The following is a 20,043-nucleotide window of genomic DNA, read 5'->3' on the forward strand; positions in this document are numbered from 1 at the left end:
CTCATCGCTCCCTGACCAGCGCCGCGTACGCGCCGCCGCGTGTCACCAGGTCCTCGTGCCGCCCGCGTTCCACGATCGTGCCGTGCTGGAGTACGACGATCTCGTCGCTGTCGCGCACCGTGCTGAGCCGGTGTGCGATCACCACACAGGCGCAGCCGCGCCGGCGCAGGTTGTCCATCACGACCTGCTCGGTCTCCGCGTCCAGGGCGCTCGTCACCTCGTCCAGCACCAGAATGCTGGGCCTGCGCACCAGCGCCCGGGCGATCTCCAGGCGCTGGCGCTGCCCGCCCGAGAAGTTGCGGCCGTCCTGCTCGACCTTGCTGTGGATGCCGCCGGGGCGGCGCGTCACGACGTCGTAGAGCGCGGCGTCCCGCAGTGCGTCGACGACCGCTTCGTCCGGGATCGACGGATCCCACAGGGCCACGTTGTCGCGTACCGAGCCCTCGAAGAGGAAGACCTCCTGGTCGACGAAGGAGACCGAGGCGGCCAGGGCGCCGCGCGGGATGTCGTCCAGGCGCTGTCCGTCGATGCGGATCACGCCCTCCCAGGGGGTGTACAGGCCCGAGATCAGGCGGGAGACCGTGGACTTGCCGCTGCCCGAGCCGCCGACCAGGGCGACCTGCTGGCCGGGACCGACCGTCAGGTCGAAGCCGGTGAGCAGGGGCTTGTCGAGCGGGTTGTAGCCGAAGGTGATGTTCTGCAGCTCGACGTGGCCGTGCAGCCGGCGCGTGGAGTCGCCGGCACCGGGGCGGCCGTAGAGCGGGTCGGCCTGGAAGTTCTCGACGTCCTTGAGGCGGGCCACGTCGGCGGCGAAGTCCTGGATGCGGCCCGCGACGCCGTTCAGGCGGGTGATCGGAGCGGTGAAGCGGGTGACCAGTGCCTGGAAGGCGACCAGCAGGCCGACCGAGATGCCGCCCTCGACCGCGCGCAGGCCGCCGATCCACAGGATCAGCGCGCTGTTCAGGGAGGCCAGCGTCGGCGCGACCACACCCAGCCAGGCGCTCGGCACGCCGAGCCGCTGCTGCTCCTCCAGCGTGGTGGCGTGCTGCCCGGCCCACTTGCGGAAGTAGCCGTCCTCGCCGCCGGTCGCCTTCATCGTCTCGATCAGCTGCAGACCGGTGTAGGCGGTGTTGGTGAGCCGGGCGCTGTCGGCGCGCAGCTTCGCCGTGCGGGTGGCGCGCAGGCGGATGACGACCCGCATGGCGACGATGTTCAGCACTGCGACGCCGATGCCGAGGAATGTCAGCTGCGGGTCGTAGGTGTAGAGCAGGACGGCGTAGAGCACGACGACCACGGCGTCCACGCCCGCCGCCGCGAGGTCGCGGGCCAGGGTCTCGGCCACCTGGTCGTTGGACTGCAGCCGCTGCACCAGGTCGGCCGGGCTGCGCTGGGCGAAGAACGTCACCGGCAGCCGCAGCAGATGCCTGAGGAAGCGGGCGCTGGACAGGGTGGAGGAGATGATGCGGCCGCGCAGCAGGTTCGCCTGCTGCAGCCAGGTCAGCACGACCGTGAGCAGCACGGACGCGCCCATCGACGCGAACAGCACGCCCAGCAGCGAGGTCTTCTGGCCGATCAGGAACTCGTCGATGTACGTCCGGCTGAGCGCGGGCACCGCCGCGCCGACCGCGACCAGCAGCAGGCTCGCCAGCACCGCGGCGGGCATGGTGCCCGCGGTGCCGCGCAGCCGGGCCGGCATCGCGCCCAGAATGCCGGGCTTGCGACCGCCCTTGGTGAAGCCCTCGCCGGGCTCCATGACCAGCACGACACCGGTGAAGCTGCCGTCGAAGTCCTCCATCGGCACAAAGCGGCGGCCCTTGCCGGGGTCGTTGATGTACACGCCGCGGCGGCCGAAGCGGCGCCCCATGCCGTCGTAGACGACGTAGTGGTTGAACTCCCAGAACAGGACGGCCGGCGTCTTCACCTCGGCGAGGGCGGCCGTGTCCATCTGCATGCCCTTGGCCGTGAGGCCGTAACTGCGCGCCGCCTTCAGCAGGTTGCTGGCGCGTGAGCCGTCGCGGGAGACACCGCACGCGATGCGCAGCTCCTCCAGCGGGACGTGCTTGCCGTAGTGGCCCAGCACCATCGCGAGGGAGGCGGCGCCGCACTCCACGGCCTCCATCTGGAGGACTGTGGGCGTGCGGACCGTCTTCGCCCTGCCCTTGGGGACGGGTCGCTTGGGCGGAGCGGCTCGGCGCCTGCTCCGCGTCTCCTGTGCGGTGCTCACGGCAGCAGCCAATCGACGGGACGCTGATCGGCCAGCCGGATCGAACCCGAGGCCAGGGTCATGGAGGTGAGGCTGAAGGGCGGCCCGTCCGCGGACGACCACTTGTAGCCGCTCTTCGTGCCCGACGACTTGTCGAGCTTGACCAGTACGGCCACCGGGCGGCCCTTCTTGGTGAACTGCTCGCCCAGCTGGCTGTCCCCGAGGAACGCGGCGATCTCCTGGGACGACTGCGCCGAGCGGTCCACCGACTTCACATGACCGCGCAGCACGCCGTACGTCTGGGTCGGCACCGACGAGACGGTCAGGTCCACGGCGGCGTTCGCGGGGATGGAGGCCGCGTTCTCGGCGGGGACGTACACCGTGGCGTACAGCGGATCGCCGGCGTGGGCGACCTTCTCCACGGCGGCGACGTTCGCGCCGGTTTGGATGATCTGGCCGATGGTCGCGGCGAGTCCGGTGATCCGGCCTGCGGCGACGGTACGGACGACGGTGTCGCCCTGAGCCGTGCGGACCTTCAGCACCGGGGAGCCGGCCGGCAGCCGCTCGCCCTGCTTGGCGAGCACCGCCGTGACCTGGCCCGCGACGGGGCTCTGCAGGATGTAACTGCCCTCACCGTGCGTGAGGATGGCGGGCGCGCCCACTGTGGAGGTCACCGAGCCGGTCACCGCCCACACGGAGGCGGCCGCCATCGCGACCACCGTCACCGACAGGACGAGCCAGCCCTGAGGGCGGGCGAAACGCACCGGAAGATCGAGCTCCTCCGGCGACTGGAGCTTGGCGAGGGCCTGCTGGCGGAACTGCACGGAACTTTCCCTCACCTGAAAACGAGAGAGGACCGGCTGGCACGAGCCGGCTGGTTTGAGGCAACCGAAGGCCCCGGAGCCAGGACGCGGCTCCGGGACTCAACGATCACAAAAGGCGCGATCAGAGACCGGCAACCAGGCCCGTGATCGGGGCGGTGTTCAGGCCGGTGACACCCTCGACGGTGCCGACGACCGTGTCGACCGTGCTGGAAACGGGAGCAATGCCGTCCAGCGCACCGGTGACGGAGTTGACAGCGTTGATCGACAGGCCGCCGGAGACGTTGTCGAGCTCGGCGTCCGAGATCTCAACGGTCTCAACACGGGGGGTGGAGTTCATGATGGAACTTCCCTTCGTATGGGTATTTCATAAGGGGGAGCGGCTTCCCCTCTGGGGACAGAGCGACGGCCGCGACCGCAGGCACCAGGCGCCCGTTTCCAGGAACCCTTCGTGGCTCCTGCGGTGCGATGGATCAAAGCACGCTGCGGGCACGCGCTTCCAATCAACCAAGGGCCTCACCAGGCAACTTGAGCCCCAGGGGTACCCATCCGTGCAGGCTTGCGCACGGCTCGATGGCGACTTCTTCACATGCGTCACGGCATCGGTTCGTCCACGGGCTTGCGGCCTCCGCGACGAATCCGACACTCCCGTCCCAATGGCGTGGTGGGCCCTGCCGTCGTGTGCAGATCCCCCGCGCCCGGTGACTTGGTTGGGTATTGGATGTGCAGATTCGCTGAAGCTTGTTTTCCGATCAACGTTCTGAACAGACCGTTGTCGATCGACTGCGGACCGTGTCAGCCCGGAAGTGCTCAGCCGAGCAGTGCATAGACGGTGCTCGCACGCGCCGCGAGTTCACCCGACGCCTCGGCGGTCATCGTGATGTCCGCGAACGCCATACGGCGGCCCAGTTTGGTGAGCACCGCTTCGATCAAGACATCCGAACCCGTCACCGCGCGCTGGAACGACGTCGACTGCTGAACCGTCGTCATGGGCCCATAGGCCCCGCGGGCGGCCGAGACCGCGATCACGGTGGCGGTGTCGGCCGCGGCCATCAGCGCCTGCCCCGACAGCCCGCCGCCCTCCCGTGACAGCTGGTCCGACCAGGGAAGTCGCAGTGTCGCCCGGTCGTCGGCCAACGCCTCGACCGTCAGGCCCAGCTCGAGGACCCAAGGGGCGAAGTTGGCGGAGAGGATCTTGTCGGCTTCGGCGGTGGTCATCGTCATATTGGCGATTGTTCCCCGCGCCGGTTCGTCGGACTCGGGTCATGGCCGATTCGCCATTGTGCAAAGCGAGTTGGCAAACGGAATTGAACGCACCGTGCGACCCGTGCGTACCAACAGCCATCCAGGCGCCCCGAACAGAACAGCTGCCGAACGGCGGCACAGACTCCGGTCCCCCAGGAGGTCGAGAAGTTTGAGTCACAAGCGAATTCCGAAGCGCAAGGCCGCGATCGCGGCAGGCAGCGTCGCGGCGCTCGGCGCAGCCGCCATTCTGCTGCCGAACGCCAACGCGTCGCAGGACGGCTCGTCGACGACTGCCGCCCCCAAGACCCTGAAGGCGACCGACGCCTCGAATCTCGCCTCGCAACTCCAGAACCTGCTCGGCGACGCCTTCGCCGGTTCGTACTACGACTCCGGCACACAGCAGCTCGTCGTCAACGTCATACCGGGCGACAAGAACAATGTGGTCGTCCAGGCGGAGAAGGCCGGTGCGAAGGTCCGCGAGGTCAAGAACAGCCTCGCCGCGCTGAAGGCGGGCGCGCAGACCCTGAAGGCCGATGCGACCATCCCGGGCACGGCCTGGGCGATCGACCCGAAGACCAACAAGCTCGCCGTCACCGCCGACTCCACGGTCACCGGCGCCAAGTGGGACAGACTGACGTCGACGGTCAAGAGCCTCGGCGCGGACATGGCCACCGTGAAGAAGTCCTCCGGCACCTTCAAGACGAAGGTGTCGGGCGGTGACGCCATCTTCGCCCAGGCGGAGGGCGGCACCGTGCGCTGCTCCCTCGGCTTCAACGTCAAGGCCAGCGACGGCTCTCCGGCCTTCCTGACCGCCGGCCACTGCGGTGTGGCGGCCAAGCAGTGGTCCGACTCCGAGACCGGGCAGCCCATCGCCACCGTCGACCAGGCCACCTTCCCCGGCAACGGCGACTTCTCCCTGGTCAAGTACGACGACCCGAACACCCAGGCGGCGAGCGAGGTCAACACCGGCGACGGAAAGACCGTCCAGATCACCCAGGCCGCGGACGCCACCGTCGGCGAGACGGTCTTCCGGATGGGCAGCACCACCGGCCTGCACGACGGCCAGGTCACCGGCCTCGACGCCACGGTCAACTTCCAGAGCGAGACCGACCCGAACGGCGTCGACACCGTCACCGGCCTCATCCAGACCAACGTCTGCGCCGAGGCCGGCGACAGCGGCGGCTCCTTGTTCACTCAGGACGGCAGCGCGGTCGGCATGACCTCCGGAGGCAGCGGCGACTGCACCGCCGGCGGCGAGACCTTCTTCCAGCCGGTGACCGCGGCCCTGCAGGCCACGGGCGCCACGCTGGGCGACGGCGGCGCGGGTGCGGGCGCGGGTGCGGGCGCGGGTGACCAGGCAGGCACTGCTGACCCCTCGGCCTCGGCCTCGGCCGGCGACCAGGCGGGCGGCGGCGACGCGGTCGGCGGCGGCGACCAGGCCGGCACCGCAGACCCGTCCGCGACGGCCAGTGACGGCGCCGGGACCGGCGACCAGTCCGGCACTGGCGTAGGCGACCAGTCCGGGGCGGGCGCAGGCGACCAGTCCGGCACCGGTACGGGCGATCAGAGCGGCACCGGCGCGGACGACGGTTCGTCATCCCTCACCGGTTCCCAGTGATCGAGCCCCACTCACTGATCGAGCGCACTGTTCGAGCGCCGATCCGCTGATGGAGACCCACTGCTCGGCCTCCAGCAACGGTTCCGGTCGACGGTGGACGGTCCGGCCCTCCGGCGGGAGGGCCGGACCGCGTCGTGTCAGCGCCTTCCCCTTCACACTCCTTCAGGCCTGTTCACGGGCCCGGAGCAGCAACAACGCCACGTCGTCCAGCCGTTCCCGCGCGGCCGGGCTGTGTCGTACGAGATGGTCGGCGAGCTCGTCCAGGGGCAGCTCGCCCGCTTCGGTGAGGCGCTCACCGAGGCCGGCGAGAGCGTCCTCGATGTCGACGCCGGGGGACTCGATCAACCCGTCCGTGTAGAGGGCCAGTACGGAGCCGGGAGCGAGGTCGACCTCGGTCGTCGGGTAGACGGCACGGCCGTCGATGCCGAGCAGCGGGCCACCGGCGAGGTCGAGTACCCGTACCCGCCCGTCGGGGCGGCGCAGCAGCGGCGGCGGATGGCCCGCCCGGGCCATCACGGCCTGTCCGCGCGCGGGATCGAGCCGCAGATACAGGCAGCTGGCGAACAGGTCGGCGCCGAGGTCGATCAGCAGCCGGTTGGTGCTGCCCATGACCTCCTCGGGGGCCTGCCCGACGGTCGTGTAGGCGCGGACCGCGGTGCGGATCTGCCCCATCAGCCCGGCCGCGGTCACATTGTGGCCCTGCACGTCCCCGATCACCGCCGCCGCCCCGCCCCGCGTCGGCACCAGGTCGTAGAAGTCGCCACCGATCTCCATGCCGTGCGTGGCGGGCAGATAGCGGGAGGCCGCGTCGAAGCCGGGCAGCCGCGGCAGCGAGTGCGGCAGCAGGGCCGCCTGCAGGCCGTGCGCCAGCTGGTGCTTGGCGTCGTAGAGCAGGGCGCGCTCCAGGGCCTGCGCGATCAGTCCGCCCAGGCTCGTCAGCACCGCCCGCTCGTCCGCGGGGAACGGATGGGGTTCGGCGTAGGCGAGCACACAGGTGCCCACCGGGCGTCCCGAGGCGATCAACGGCAGATAGGCCCAGGCCGCGAAGCCGTCCGGGGTGGCGTGCCGCGACGGATAGAGGCGCTCCAGCTGCTCCCGGGACTCGAAGAACGCCGGAACCCCGGTGTTGAGGGCATGCGTGCCCGGCGTCGGCTCCGCCAGCGGCAGCCCGTCGAACCGCTCCACGACGTGTGCGTCCGGATACCCGCGGTGCCCCAGCACATGCAGCCGGCCCGCCCGGGAACCGAGGACCACCAGTGCCTGGCTGCCCACGGCCGGTGCGATCTCGTCCGCGACCAGCTGCACCACGTCCTGCACCCCCACCGCCTCGGTCAGCGCACCGGCCAGCGTGAGCACCTGGGAGATGGTGACCAGCCGGGACGGGGCGTCGCCGGGCTGCGGCCCTGCCCGGTTCATCTCCGCCACCGCCCGCGCCCGGGTGACGCGGACACTGAGCCCGGTCGTACTGGGATACATCCGGAACGACAGCCAGTCCCCGGGCGGGCGCAGCGCCACGAACGAGGTGGTGTGCTGGCTCATCAGCGCGGCCCGGTAGCGGTCCTCGTACACGGGGTCGTTGAGCCAGGGCACCGACGCCCACAGCTGGGTGCCCAGCAGCCTGCTGACCGGAAGCCCGATCAGCTCGGCCGCCGCCGCGTTCGCGAAGGCGATCCGGCCGTGCAGATCCAGCGAGCACAGGCCGTACGGCAGCCGTGCCACCATCCGCGCCGCCTCCACCGTGCCGAGCGTGCCGGCCGCGCCGCCCACCGGAGGAACGCCGAGCAGATCGGGCTCGGGCAGCAGCGGACGGCTCTCCTCGTGGGCACGCTCCAGCCGCTTCGCGAGCCGGTCGCAGGCCGCGGTCAGATGGTCCCGCTCCCGGTCCGACAGCTCAGGCGGATGCGAGCCGGGCCAGGTCACGAAGACCGCGCCGTACGCCGTCGAGCCGGTCGCCACCGGTACCGCCGCCAGCGCGAAGGGATAGGGCAGCACCACGGCGATGCGCGGATAGCGGGCCGCCATCTCCTCCTCGCCGCCCACCCAGACCAGCCGCCGCTCACGCACCGCCTCGGCGACCGGGATCGGCGCGCTCAGCCCCACCCGCTCCCAGGGCGCGGCGAAGGCCCGGGGCAGGCCTGCCATCACGGCCATCTCCAGCACGGGCTCGGCGGGCGACAGCAGATACACCGCGCCCGAGTGCGCGTGGACCTCGTCCATCATCGACGCCAGTGCCAGGGACAGCAGCGGCCGGCCCACCCGCGTCCTCGCGGCCGCCGGCGCCTGTGCGGACGTCTGCCCGTCGGACACGCCGACCACCTCCTCGCACGGCCGGGCGACGGGTCCCAGGGACTAAATCTGCCCCTTGGCGGCCGGTCGCGCACGGCGAGCGGCGGCCGGGACGGCGCCGCCCGCCCCACGTACGGGCACACGACGGCCCCCGGCAAGGTGAAGAATCCCCGCGTACCCCATCGCCCCCGGAGCATGCCCCCTCAGTTGATGCGCGAGGCAGCGTGCGGGCGCCATCCGTGCGCCCCCGCGCCCCCTGTTGGCCGGTTCTTCGCGCCCATGAACGGTCACAGGCGCCAACAATGGGCACGCGGTTCAACACCAATGCGACCGCAGACGGAAAACTGAGGGGCGGCAGTGATCCGGGTACTTCTGGTGCATGACGAATGTCTGGTGCGATCGGTGCTGGCGGACTGGCTGCGCCGGGAACCCGACCTCGCAGTGGAGGACACGCCGTGGCGCGGCGCACCCGGCCGGGTGAGGTCCCTGCGGCCCGATGTCTGCGCGGCGGACCTGGAGTGCGCGGACGCGTACGGCATCCCGCCGCTCGGCGAGCTGTGCCCCAGGGGCCCGGGCGTGGCACCGCCGAGACTTCTCGTGCTTGCCAGTGCGAACAGGCCCGGCCTGCTGAAACGGGCGCTCGAGGCGGGGGCGCTCGGCTACGTCGACAAGGAGGCCTCGCCGGACCATCTCGTGCGCGGGATCCGACGGGTCGCGGAGGGGGAACGTTTCGTCAACGATTCGCTGGGCTTCGGCTTCCTCAAGGCCGCCGAGATGCCGCTGACCCGGCGGGAGCTGAGCGTGTTATCCCTGGCCGCCGAGGGCGCCTCCGTCGCGGAGATCGCCGGGAGCCTCCACCTGTCCCACGGGACCGTGCGCAACTACATGGCGGCCATCACCCGCAAGACCGGGGCCCGCAACCGCATCGACGCGATCCGTATCTCGCAGGGGGAGGGCTGGCTGTGACGGCACGGGCGTCCAGCCGCCGACGAGCTCCCGGTACAGCGGCGAGGTCTCCAGCAGCTCGTGGTGGGTCCCGCACGCCGTGCCCCGCCCGTCCATGACCAGCACACGATCGGCGCGCCTGGCCGAGCTGATGCGGTGCGCGACGACGACGAGGGTGCCGCCCGGCCGCTGTGCGAAGGCACGCTCGGCGCGTTCCTCGGCCCGCGGATCGAGATGACAGGTCGCCTCGTCGAGCAGGGCGAGCGGGGCGTGCGACAGATAGGCCCGGGCCAGCGCGATCAGCTGCCGTTCGCCCGCGGAGAGCGCCGCGGGGTCGATCCGGGCGCCGGGCCCGCCGAGCGCGTCGACCAGCGGACCGAGCCCGACGGCGGCGGCCGCCGCGAGCAGTTCCGCCTCGGGCACGGGGTCCCGCCGGAAGTGGGTGAGGTTGTCGGCGACGGTGCCGGTGAAGACGTACGCCTCCTGGGGAATGAGCACACGCTGCCGAGCGGCTGCGGCCGAGGGCACCGATTCCCCACCCACCCGGATCGCCCCGCGACGCGGCTCCAACAGTCCCGCGACGAGCGCGGTGAGCGTGGACTTCCCGATGCCGCTGGGGCCGACGACGGCCAGGTGGGAGCCGGGCGCAAGCGTCAGGTCGAGGTCCTCGATGACGGGGGTGGCGGTGGGGCTGTAGGCGAAGGTGACGGAGGTGAGGGAGAGGACCGGGGTGTTGGGAGTGTCGGCAGGCGCCGACTGCCTTGGGACCGCTGGGGAATTGAGGGTGTCGTCGGGTGTCAGCCGCGGCTGGGGCAGTGCCGGGTGTCCGCCTCGACTGCATGCCGCGGTCGGTTTCGGCCGTGGTCGGTCGCTGGTGGGCCTGTGGGGCCGGGTCAGCCGCCGCAGAACCACCCTCAGGCGTGAGCCGCTCGTGCCCAGGCCGTGGACCAGGTTGCGGAGGGCCGGAAGGAGGGACTGGGTGATGTAGGAGAGGGCGCCGACGAGGGAGCCCGTGGTGACGCCCCGGGACAGCAGCCAGGGAGCGGCGGCGAGCAGCAGCACGACCGGGAGCTGGCCGCCGATCACCAGCGACGCGACGCGGAGGACGCCCCAGCGGGCGAGGGAGCGGGCGGCCCGAAGTTCGGCGTCGACGAGTTCCCCCGTGTCGGCGGCGATCCGCTCCTCGGCTCCGGTGGCCGTGATGTCCCGCAGCCCCGGGCAGACGGCACCCAGGCGCTCGGCCAGGGCCTCGTCGGCGACGAGGAACGCCTCCTGCCGGCGGGCCAACGGCCGCAGCGACGCCGCGAACAGGGCCACCCCGGCCACCAGCGGCGGCCCCACGACCAGCAGGAGCAGCGGGGCGAGCGAGAACAGCCCGAAAAACGCTCCCACCGCGGTGAACACGAACGACCGCGACACCATCACGAGCCCGGCGAAGGTGTCCCGTGCGATCTCCACCTGCTGGGTGAGCCCCGACAGCGCCCCGCCGTCGGCCTCCCGCACCCCGCGCCCGACCACGCCCTCGACGAGCCGGTCCCGGAGGGGTTCGACCAGCGCGGCGACGGCCGCGTAGACCCGCCCGGTCCCGTACGCGCCCACGACGACTCCGAGCCCGGCCACACCGAGCCAGGCGAGCCCGACCTCGGCCCGCCCGGCCAGGAACCCCGCGTCGAGCGCCCGCGCCGGGGCGTACCCGGTGACGAAGGTCTGACCCGTCTCCAGCACGGACCACCCCCCGAGCCGAACCACGACCCGCCAACGGTCCCGCAGGAAACGCAGGCCACGGACAGGGATCCCCCCGGCCGTGACCGGGCCTCGGCTCACGCCGACCGGGCCGTTCACGCCTGCCCCCCATCCCCGAACACGGCCCGATACCCGGGCATCCGCCACAACTCCGCATGCGTCCCCACCGCCCGCACCCGCCCCCCGTCCAGCCACGCCACCGCATCCGCCCGGGCCGCCGTGGCCGCCCGGTGGGCGATGAGGACTCGGGTGGTGTCAGAGCCGTGGGCCAGCAGGGACTCTGTGATCTGTGCTTCCGTCACCGTGTCGAGGCTGGAGAGGGCGTCGTCGAGGATGAGCAGACGGCCGTCGTGGGCGAAGGCCCTGGCCAGGCCCAGGCGTTGGGACTCTCCGCCGGAGCGGGGCGCCTCGGCGCAAGGGGTGGCGTAGCCCTTCGGCAGGCGGCGTACGAAGTCGTCGGCACGCGCCAGGCGGGTCGCCTCGCGGATACGTGCGGGGGAGGGGGGCTGCAGGCCGAGCATCAGCGCGTCCTCGATCGTGGTGCCCAGGAGGGCGGGGCGTTCGAAGGCGTAGCCGACGGATCGGCGCAGGGCGCTGTGGGTCAGGCCGCGGAGGGGGACGCCGTCGAGCAGGATTTCTCCGGCGTCCGGGTCGGCCAGGCGCCCGGCGAGTGCGGCGAGCAGCGACTTGCCCGTGCCGGAACGGCCGACCACGGCGAGCGTCGAGCCGCCGGGGACGACGAGGTCGACGCCGTCGAGGACGGTGCGTTCGCCGCGCCGGGCCGTCACACCGCGCAGCTCCAAGTGGCCGGGGCCGGGCGGCAGTTGGCGATCGCCGTAGCCAGCGGCCGGTTCTGTCAGGACCTCGTCGAGGCGCCCGGCCGCAGCCTTGGCCCGGGCCAGGCTCGCGAACTGGCCGACCAGCACGCCGACGCCGGTCGCGAGGACCGCGTACCGGGAGGCCGCGAGCACCTCGCCGACCGACAGCCGGTGCCGGGTGAGAAGAAGTCCGGCCACGGCGACGACGCCCAGCTGCAGCAGCGGCGCCACGGCACTCGCCTGCGCCGCAGCCCGCCCCTGCACCCGCCACATGCGGTGGCCCGCGCGGGAGAGTTCGGGCAGGGGCCGCAGGATCCGCGCCGCCTCCTTGTCCGCCGTACCCGCCGCGTCGATGGTGCGACGGCCCGCCACCGCCTCCGCCAGCGCGCCCGCGATCCGCCCCTGCACCTTCTGGTAGTCCGCCACACAGCGTGTCGTGTGACGGGCGAAGGCGCGCAACAGGAGTGTCAGAAGGGGGCCTCCGGCCAGGAACACGGCGGCCAGCCACGGGTCGATCAGGCCGAGCGCCACGATGCCCCCGACGGGACCGGCCAGCGCGGCGAGCAGTGCGGCGCGGGCGGCCGGAGCCGTGCCCGCCTGGGCCGCGTTGCCGACGACGCGGGCGACGAGATCGCCGGGCCCGAAGCGGGCGGCGGCACGCGGGCCGACGGCCAGCACATGCCCCGTCAGCCGCCGCCGCAGCCACGCCGTCGTCCGGGCGTCGACGGTGCCGCCCAGCACGGTCTCGCAGGCCTCGAGCAGGGCGAGCAGCAGCACGATTCCCGCGCAGTACAGCACCCAGCGGGTCGCAGGGGAGTGGGCCAGGAGGAGGTCGAGGGTGCGGCCGAGCGCGGCCGGCAGGAGGAGCCCGGCACCGGTGGACGCCGTGCTCATCAGGCAGAGGGCGATGCAGCGCGCTCCGCTGTGCCGGGTGGCGGAGTTCAGCAACGCAGCGGGGTGTGCGGCGTCGGCACGAGTCGTCATACGGCTGCGGCCTCGCATCCGGGGTCGGGGGGCGCAGGACCCCGGGCGGCCCCTCCCTCGCGGGAGCGGACCGCCCGGAGCCGTGGGTGCACGGTGCCGTCAGAGACAGAGCAGAATGCTCGCCGCGCTGATGCAGGAGAGCAGGCTCACGGTGCTTGCGCCACCGCCGCCGTCGGTGTGTTCCTCGGACTCCATCGTCTGCAGGTCGAGCAGTGCCATCTCGTGTCCTTTCATCGATGTCCACCCGTGGGGACGGGGTTTGGTCACGACTCCGTCAGGTCGCGGAGCCGCGTCTTCAGGGCCGCCGCAGCGGCGGGAGGAACGGCAGGTGAGCGCTGCCACCGGTGGCCGCCGCGAGCGCGAGCAGACACCCTGCCGTTCCGGTGGCGAGGTCCATGGACAGCCGCATCATCTGGTGCCCGGGGAAGGCCAGTTGGCCCTCGTACGCCATCGCATACCAGCCGAGCCCGGCGATCTGCTCGGCCAGGTGACGGTCCGTCGCGCCCGGCTCCGTGGTGCGGCCGAGGTGCAGGATCATCCCGGCGCGGCCCTGGAAGAGGCCGGGCTGCGCGTAGAAACGGGAGGTGGCGGCGGTGAGGATGCCGGAGCGCGCCTTGTCGAACTCCGCGTCGGCGGCATGCGCGAGATAGTCGTCGAGGACCATGCCCAGGCCCGCACTGCCGTCGCCCAGGTAGGGCAGGGTCCGCCAGCCCTCGTCGACCTCCAGGCTGCCGCCGCTCTTCTGGACGACGCAGCACTCCAGGTCCCGGCGCAGCGCCACCGCGGCCGCCTCCAACAGCCCCGCGTCGCCGGTCCACTCGTACTGCCGCAGCAGGAACAGCGCGGGCCCGCTCGCACCCCGCAGCAGCCCGGCCCGCCGCCGGGGCGTGTCGGGGCGCGGCTCGGCGAGTCGTCGTACGAGGATGTCCGCGGCCTCGGCGGCCCGCTCGCGCAGCTCCGACTCGCCGGTGGCGCTTGCCAGTTGGCCGAGGACCAGGCCGAGACCGGCCAGGCCGCCGTGCAGGGTGGAGGAGAGGTTCTGCCACTTCTCGGCGAGGATGCCCTCGACCAGGTCCAGGGCCCGCTGCCGGTGGCCGAGCCGGTCCAGGACGTGGGCGACGCCCGCGAGTCCGTCGTAGAGGCCGAGCGGTGTGCCGGCGGGCGGCGGGGTCGTACGGTCGAGGAGCCAGCGTTCGCCCTCCTCGTACCGTTCGGCGCCGGTCTCGGCCAGCGCGTACAGCACGCCGGCCGCGCCGTGGGCGAGCCCGAGCCCGCCGCCGTCGGAGAACTGGGCGATGTCGCCGGGGAAGAGCCTGTCGTCCCGCTCCGGGGTGGCCGAGGCGAGGATCGCCTTGACCATCGAGTCACGGCTGTGCGGCCAGTCGCCGGGCCGCACCAGGGCCGGGGCGCCCAGACCGGAATCCCGCGTGATCTCCGCGACCGCCTCGTCCAGGAACTCCCGCGGTACTTCCGGGAATTGCTCGGCGATCACCTCGGCCAGATGCGCCGCCTTGCCCCGGTCGACGACGAACATCGTGGTCACGGGCAGGAACAGGGCGAGTCTGAGGCACGCCAGCGCATAGCGGTCCACATCGGTGCCCCTGCGGTCGGGCGGGGCGAAGAAGCCGGGGTGCGCGACGACCTGACGGCCGCTCGTAGCCACCGGTGCCGCCGCCTCGAAGTCGAGAAGGAACACCGACTCCTCGTCAGGCGCGACCATGATGTTGAAGACGTGCAGGTCGTTGAAGACGATCCCGCGCGTGTGAACCGCCCGAACCGCACGCTCCACTGCCCCGTGGATGCGCACCGCCCACGCCGTGTAGCGCGCGACGGCCTCCGGATCCGGGTCCGGGGTGAGCAGCGGATGCCGTTCGGCGAAGAAGGAGTTGAGCGGGCGCCCCTCCAGGAAGTCCATGACCAGGAACCGGTGGTCGCCCAGCGTGAACCAGTCCCGCACCTCCGGCACCACACCGGTCCCCGCCACCTGCTCCAGCGCCTGCTTCTCGCGCTCCAGCCGGGCGATCGCGTCCGCACCGTCGGAAGCCAGGCCCGCGTGCGGCCGCCCCTCCTTGAGGACGACCTTGCGCCCGTTGCGGGTGTCGGTGCCCGCGTACACCCCGCCGCCGTTGGAGAAGTGCAGCGCCTTCTCGATGCGATACGGCAACTCGCCCACCGTCGTGGTGTTACGGGCCGCCAGATGCGGCTCCAGGAACGCGGGCAGCGGCACCCACTCCGGCACCTGGAAGGACGGCGCACGCCGGTCCGGCACCAGCGTCCCCGCGCCGTCCCGCACCGCCGGCACGAGCGAGCCTCGCTCGTCGACGACGAACATGCGCGCGAAAGCGCCGTAGCGGACGTAGAGCGGACCGTCGTGCCAGCGCAGATCGGTGAGGATGTACGGCCCCTCGAAACCCTCCAGCAACCGGCCCAGTTCGCGCAGCACCTGGTGGAGCTGCTCCTCGTCGGCCGGGTAGACGGTGACGAACTTGCCGCTGGTGTCGCGGGCCGCGTACTTGGTGTTGCGCAGGTGCAGCAGATGCGGTCCCGGCACGAACTTGAACGGGATCCGGCGCGGTACGCAGTAGTCCCACACGATCGCCGCGATCCGTTCCGCGTTCGCCCGGATGGCCGAGGCGTGGACCTTCCAGCCCTGTGCCGGGCCCGGTAACGCGCTGCCGTCCGCGTCGAGCGGCGTCAGCGTCAGCCAGTCGCCGATCCGCGCCGCATCCCAGCCCTCGGGCACCTCACGACGGGCGGTCTCGAAGAGCGGCGCCGTCTGCTGTCCGGCAGCGGAGAGCCGGTCGGGCGTCTCGTAGAAGTGTCTGTCCGCCAGTGCGTACACCTCGTACCGCTTGTCCATGGATCCCCCTCCGTGGCCCGGCACCGACACTTCCAGCCGGCCGAGGGGCCCGGACAGTCACGCCTGTCACGAGATCACCGTGCGATACGCACGCGTTAAGACATGTTCGGCGAGTTTCGACTTGGCACCCGCGATGACCTCCACGGAATGCTCACAGGGGCTGCGCGGGCGACCGATACGCGCTGTAATTGCGGACGTGGTCAGTGAGGGCGCCGAGGCACGCAGAACGAGAACTCTGCGCGCCGAAGGTGCCCTGAAAGCGCTCACGTCCGGTCCGGCCTCACCGGAACGGGTGCGTCGGGTCCTGGAGCAGGCGCTCGTTTTCGCCGGGGCGGCCTTCGTCGCTGTGTACACGCCGGAGGAGGACGGGGACCTGCTGTGCCTGGTCGAGTCGGCGGGTGTACCGAGGACGCTGTTCGGACTGCGCGACAGCTATCCGCGCTCCGGCAGCTCGCCCGTGGCCGACAGCCACCGCTCCGGGAGCCCCGTGTGGCTCGGGCCCGAGGAGCTGTCAGCGAACGCCGAGGCGCGGCGGACGCCTCCGCGGGACTTCCACCTGGCTGTGCTCCCCGCGCGCGGGGACGGCGGCGGGAGTCTGCTGGCCGTCAGCGAGCGGCCCGACGGCTTCGGCACCGAGGACCGCAAGTGCCTGGAGCTGATCGCCGACGCCGTCGGCTGCCCGGCCCCCGCCCGCTCCACCGAGGGCCGCGAGCTGCCGGCCAACGCGTTCAGCCTCGCCATGGACAGCGGCCGCGTCGAGGTCGGCGACGACATCCTGAAGCTGTTCGCCCTCACCCGCGCCGAGTTCGACGGCAAGGTCGAGACCCTGCTGGGCCTGACGGTGCCGGAGGACCTGCCCTCGCTGATGTCCGTGGTCGAGGCCGACCACATGTCCATCGGCGACCGCGAGCTGGAGTTCCGGGTCCTGCAGCCCTCCGGCCCGCCCAAGTGGCTCCGGCTGCGCGGGCGTCTGCTGTCCGGCGGCGAGGGCCGGCCCGCCACGCTCGTCGGCACGGTCGGCGACGCCTCCAAGCTGCGCTCCGAGGTCACCGACGTGGCGCGCGTCCAGCGCCTCGCCGCCATGCTCGCCACCGCCGGCACCGTCCGCGACGTCAGCCAGGCCGTGGTCTCCGCCCTGCGCAAGCCGCTGCAGGCCGACCGGATCGCGCTCGCCGAACTGGAGGGCGACCGGCTCGTCGTCACGGTCCTCGACCCGCCCGAACCGGAGTCCTGGCCCGAGCTGTGGCGCCTGGAGTGGCGCAGCGAGTGGCCCGACGCCCCGGTGCGCGCCATGCCCACCCTGGCCGCCGCCCTGCGCGAGGGCCGCGCGCACATCTGGCCCGCCGGCACCCCCCTGGAACCTGCCCTCGCCGAGGTCGGCCCCGGCGGACTCGCCGTCCTGCCGCTGCCCGCCGGCAACCGCATGGCCGGCGCCTGCCTGATCGGCTGGGACACCCCGCACGACTTCGGCCCCGACGAACGTGCCCTGCTCACCGCCTCCGCAGGACTCGCGGGCCAGGCCCTGATGCGCGCCCACGCCTTCGACGCCGAACACGAACTCGTCGGCATGCTCCAGCGCCAGCTGCTGCCGCGCCGCCTGCCCAAACTGCCCGGCGCGGTCGCCGTCGCCCGCTACCTGCCCACCACGGCCGGCCTGGAGGTCGGCGGCGACTGGTACGACGTGATCCCGCTGCCCGACAACCACGTCGCCCTCGTCATCGGCGACGTCCAGGGCCACAACGCGAGCGCCGCCACCCTCATGGGCCAGATGCGCACCGCCCTGCGCGCCTACGCCGTCGAGGGTCACCCGCCGGACGTGGTCGTCTCCCACGCCAACCGGCTCCTGGTGGACATGGAGAGCGACCTCTTCGCCACCTGCTGCTACGTCGACGTCGACATGGAGGAGGGCTCCGCCTGGTACGTCCGCGCCGGACACCTGCCACCGGTGCTGCGCCGGCCGGACGGCAGCACGGAGGTGCCGGACACGGACGGCGGACCGCCGCTCGGCGTGGTCGCGCAGGCCGACTTCCCGATGAGCGCGCTCCGCCTGCAGCCCGGCACGGTCGTCGCACTCACCACGGACGGCCTGGTGGAGTCCGCCGAGGCCGACATCGACGACGGCATGCAGCGGTTCGCCGACGAACTGTCCCTCGCCGACCCCGCCCACCTCGGCCAGGTCGCCGACGCCCTCCTCGGCAACGCCCGGCGCAGCGACGACGTCGCCCTGCTCCTGCTGCGCTACGACGGCATGGCGCTGCGTCCGCTGCGCGAGAGCTGGACGGTCTGGCGGGTCCCCGAGGCCGTCGGACACACCCGCCGCTTCACCCGGCGCACCCTGCGCTCGTGGGGCGTGCCCCGGGACGACACGGACGCCGTACTCCTCGTCGTCTCCGAACTCGTCACCAACGCCCTGGTGCACACCGACGGCCGGGTCCGCCTCGACCTCACCCTCCTGGACAACCGGCTGCGTGTCTCGGTCGCCGACTCCTCGCCCCGCACTCCCGTGAAGCCGACCAGCATCGGCTGGGAGGCGACCGGCGGCCGCGGCATCCTCCTCGTGGAGGCCATGTCGGAGGCGTGGGGGACCGTGCCGGTCAGCGGCGGCAAACAGGTGTGGGCGGAGCTGGTGCTCAGTCTCAGTCCGTGACGTTGGCCGTGATCAGGCGGAGGAGCTGTTTGGCCAGGGCGTCCTGCTCGGGGGTCAGGCCCATGGCGTCGCCGATGGCGAGGGGCACCCGGCCCGCCCGTTCCCGGAGTTGGGCGCCGGTCTCGGTGAGGCGGAGGGCGACCGACCGCTCGTCCTCGACGCGGCGTTCGCGGCGCAGCAGCCCGTTCGCCTCCAGCCGCTTCAGCAGCGGAGACAGGGTGCTGGACTCCAGTTGGAGCGCGGTCCCCAGGTCCCGTACGGAGATCGAGTCCTGCTCCCAGAGCACGAGCATGACCAGGTACTGCGGGTAGGTCAGGCCGAGTTCGTCCAGCAGCGGGCGGTAGCGCGCGGTGACGGCGCGGGAGGCGGCGTACAGGGCGAAGCAGAGCTGGTCGTCGAGGAGAAGCGACCCCTCGCTCGGTTCCGCTGCGGCTGGGCTCACGGTGTGGCTCCCGGTTGCTGTCCTGTTCACGACCATCACCAGCCTATCGTTCGGGTCCGTTCGATTCTATCGAGCTCCAATAAATACTGCACGCATTAGTTGTGCACGACTTAATAGCGCGCTACTGTCCATGGTGTGCCGCACTCGGCGGCACCCGATCCGAGGAGGCCGTCATGACCGGCAGCACCGCACCCCGCCCCGTCCTCGAACCCGCCGCCCAGGCCTTCGCCGAGGCCACCGCCAACCCGCCCTACCTGTTCGACCTCGGCCCGGCCGAGGGCCGCAAGGCCGTCGACGAGGTGCAGTCCGGCGGGATCACGGGGCCCGCGGTCGACGAGGAGTGGATCACCGTGCCCGGCGGCCCCACCGGCCAGGTCCGCGCCCGCATCGTCCGCCCGGCCGGTGCCACCGGCACGCTCCCGGTGATCGTCTACATCCACGGCGCGGGCTGGGTCTTCGGCAACGCCCACACCCACGACCGGCTGGTGCGCGAACTGGCCGTCGGCACCGGCGCCGCCGTCGTCTTCCCCGAGTACGACCTCTCGCCCGAGGCCCGCTACCCGGTCGCCATCGAGCAGAACTTCACGGTGGCGAAGTGGGTCGTCGAGCAGGGCGCGGCCAAGGACCTGGACGGCTCCCGCATCGCGGTGGCGGGCGACTCCGTCGGCGGCAACATGACCGCCGCCCTGACCCTGATGGCCAAGCAGCGCGGCGGCATCCCGCTCGCGGCGCAGGTGCTCTTCTACCCGGTCACCGACGCCGCCTTCGACACCGGCTCCTACCACCAGTTCGCCGAAGGGTACTTCCTGCGCCGGGACGCCATGCAGTGGTTCTGGGACCAGTACACGACCGACGAGGCCGAGCGCGCCCAGATCACCGCGTCCCCGCTGCGAGCCTCCACCGAGCAGCTCGCCGGTCTGCCGCCGGCCCTCGTCATCACCGGCGAGGCCGACGTCCTGCGCGACGAGGGCGAGGCCTACGCGAACAAGCTGCGCGAGGCGGGCGTCCCGGTCACCGCGGTCCGCTACCAGGGCATCATCCACGACTTCGTGATGCTCAACGCCCTGCGCGAGACCCATGCCGCGGAGGCCGCCATCAGCCAGGCGATCCGCACTCTTCGCGGGGCGCTGGGCACCGCCTGACAGCCGCCTCCCCGACCCGCCCCGGCGTACGAACTGCCGCCCGAGGCGGGTCAGTTCAACCGGCACAACTCCGTGAGCAGCTACGGCGTCCGATCACCTGATGGTCGGACGTCGTCTTTCGGCGCGGCAGCACCCGCATGCCGGTCGTCCTGGACGGGAGGATCACCCATGCGGAGCAGCGCGCCTGGAGCGGAACACCGCGCGGGGCGAGGACCTCCAGGCCGCTCGGCCGACCCCAAGAGGCAGTACGGTCGTAACCAAGAAGCCACCATGCCAACGGTCGCTTTAC

The 20,043-nt window shown here is 72.2% G+C and carries 13 protein-coding genes and 1 pseudogene; 4 read left to right on the top strand and 10 right to left on the bottom strand.

The genetic code is table 11. From position 1 onward, the window contains the following. Window position 1: 1 nt before the first annotated feature. From ACFY10_RS28530 to ACFY10_RS28545, 4 genes are all read right to left on the bottom strand, one after another. The gene (locus ACFY10_RS28530) at window positions 2-2,224 is read right to left on the bottom strand and encodes an NHLP family bacteriocin export ABC transporter peptidase/permease/ATPase subunit (RefSeq protein ID WP_390668059.1); all 2,223 of its coding nucleotides are present in this window, start codon (window positions 2,222-2,224) and stop codon (window positions 2-4) included. Further along, complete coding sequence (locus ACFY10_RS28535) at window positions 2,221-3,027, bottom strand: HlyD family efflux transporter periplasmic adaptor subunit (RefSeq protein ID WP_390668060.1); 807 nt, start codon at window positions 3,025-3,027, stop codon at window positions 2,221-2,223. The genes ACFY10_RS28530 and ACFY10_RS28535 overlap by 4 nt, the downstream gene beginning before the upstream one ends. Window positions 3,028-3,148: 121 nt before the next feature. Further along, window positions 3,149-3,364 (bottom strand): type A2 lantipeptide, encoded by a 216-nt coding sequence (locus ACFY10_RS28540; RefSeq protein WP_390668061.1) that lies wholly within the window; start codon window positions 3,362-3,364, stop codon window positions 3,149-3,151. Between the two features lie 470 nt (window positions 3,365-3,834). Next, window positions 3,835-4,248, bottom strand: coding sequence for a PaaI family thioesterase (locus ACFY10_RS28545; protein WP_390668062.1), 414 nt, complete (start codon window positions 4,246-4,248; stop codon window positions 3,835-3,837). 190 nt (window positions 4,249-4,438) lie between these two features. Here ACFY10_RS28545 and ACFY10_RS28550 point away from each other — a divergent pair, with 190 nt between their 5' ends. After that, window positions 4,439-5,887, top strand: coding sequence for a S1 family peptidase (locus ACFY10_RS28550; protein ID WP_390668063.1), 1,449 nt, complete (start codon window positions 4,439-4,441; stop codon window positions 5,885-5,887). Between the two features lie 162 nt (window positions 5,888-6,049). On the opposite strand, the gene ACFY10_RS28555 is transcribed toward ACFY10_RS28550, so the two are convergent. Next, window positions 6,050-8,203: a PP2C family protein-serine/threonine phosphatase gene (locus ACFY10_RS28555; protein WP_390668064.1), complete on the bottom strand. Its 2,154-nt coding sequence runs from the start codon at window positions 8,201-8,203 to the stop codon at window positions 6,050-6,052. A gap of 327 nt (window positions 8,204-8,530) precedes the next feature. On the opposite strand from ACFY10_RS28555, the gene ACFY10_RS28560 reads away from it, so the two are divergent. Then, window positions 8,531-9,139, top strand: coding sequence for a LuxR C-terminal-related transcriptional regulator (locus ACFY10_RS28560; protein ID WP_390668065.1), 609 nt, complete (start codon window positions 8,531-8,533; stop codon window positions 9,137-9,139). A gap of 231 nt (window positions 9,140-9,370) precedes the next feature. Here the strand turns inward: ACFY10_RS28560 and ACFY10_RS28565 are convergent. The 4 genes and pseudogenes from ACFY10_RS28565 to lanKC form a co-directional block, all read right to left on the bottom strand. Then, a pseudogene (locus tag ACFY10_RS28565) lies at window positions 9,371-10,540 on the bottom strand (ATP-binding cassette domain-containing protein); the annotation flags it as partial. 416 nt (window positions 10,541-10,956) lie between these two features. After that, entirely contained in the window at window positions 10,957-12,663 is a 1,707-nt protein-coding gene (locus ACFY10_RS28570; protein ID WP_390668066.1) for an ABC transporter ATP-binding protein, read from the bottom strand. A gap of 99 nt (window positions 12,664-12,762) precedes the next feature. After that, complete coding sequence (locus tag ACFY10_RS28575) at window positions 12,763-12,882, bottom strand: SapB/AmfS family lanthipeptide (RefSeq protein ID WP_275780652.1); 120 nt, start codon at window positions 12,880-12,882, stop codon at window positions 12,763-12,765. A gap of 76 nt (window positions 12,883-12,958) precedes the next feature. Continuing rightward, a complete protein-coding gene (gene lanKC / locus ACFY10_RS28580; RefSeq protein ID WP_390668067.1) occupies window positions 12,959-15,523 on the bottom strand; it encodes a class III lanthionine synthetase LanKC in 2,565 nt (854 codons plus the stop codon). A 196-nt stretch (window positions 15,524-15,719) separates the two neighbouring features. On the opposite strand from lanKC, the gene ACFY10_RS28585 reads away from it, so the two are divergent. Further along, on the top strand, window positions 15,720-18,170 hold the full coding sequence (locus ACFY10_RS28585) for a SpoIIE family protein phosphatase (protein WP_390668068.1): 2,451 nt from the start codon (window positions 15,720-15,722) through the stop codon (window positions 18,168-18,170). Here ACFY10_RS28585 and ACFY10_RS28590 read toward each other — a convergent pair. Then, complete coding sequence (locus ACFY10_RS28590; RefSeq protein WP_390668069.1) at window positions 18,160-18,612, bottom strand: MarR family winged helix-turn-helix transcriptional regulator; 453 nt, start codon at window positions 18,610-18,612, stop codon at window positions 18,160-18,162. The genes ACFY10_RS28585 and ACFY10_RS28590 overlap by 11 nt on opposite strands. A 173-nt stretch (window positions 18,613-18,785) precedes the next feature. On the opposite strand from ACFY10_RS28590, the gene ACFY10_RS28595 reads away from it, so the two are divergent. Beyond that, window positions 18,786-19,754, top strand: a complete 969-nt coding sequence (locus tag ACFY10_RS28595; protein ID WP_390668070.1) for an alpha/beta hydrolase — start codon at window positions 18,786-18,788, stop codon at window positions 19,752-19,754. The last annotated feature ends 289 nt before the right edge of the window (window positions 19,755-20,043 follow it).

Source organism: Streptomyces sp. NPDC001401 (assembly GCF_042895385.1).
Classification (GTDB): domain Bacteria; phylum Actinomycetota; class Actinomycetes; order Streptomycetales; family Streptomycetaceae; genus Streptomyces.

What these genes read in the sequence shown, in the direction of transcription:
- ACFY10_RS28540 (WP_390668061.1), bottom strand. Translation starts at nt 3,364, where the DNA reads ATGAACTCCACCCCCCGTGTTGAGACCGTTGAGATCTCGGACGCCGAG.
- ACFY10_RS28545 (WP_390668062.1), bottom strand. Translation starts at nt 4,248, where the DNA reads ATGACGATGACCACCGCCGAAGCCGACAAGATCCTCTCCGCCAACTTC.
- ACFY10_RS28570 (WP_390668066.1), bottom strand. Translation starts at nt 12,663, where the DNA reads ATGACGACTCGTGCCGACGCCGCACACCCCGCTGCGTTGCTGAACTCC.
- ACFY10_RS28575 (WP_275780652.1), bottom strand. Translation starts at nt 12,882, where the DNA reads ATGGCACTGCTCGACCTGCAGACGATGGAGTCCGAGGAACACACCGAC.
- lanKC (WP_390668067.1), bottom strand. Translation starts at nt 15,523, where the DNA reads ATGGACAAGCGGTACGAGGTGTACGCACTGGCGGACAGACACTTCTAC.
- ACFY10_RS28595 (WP_390668070.1), top strand. Translation starts at nt 18,786, where the DNA reads ATGACCGGCAGCACCGCACCCCGCCCCGTCCTCGAACCCGCCGCCCAG.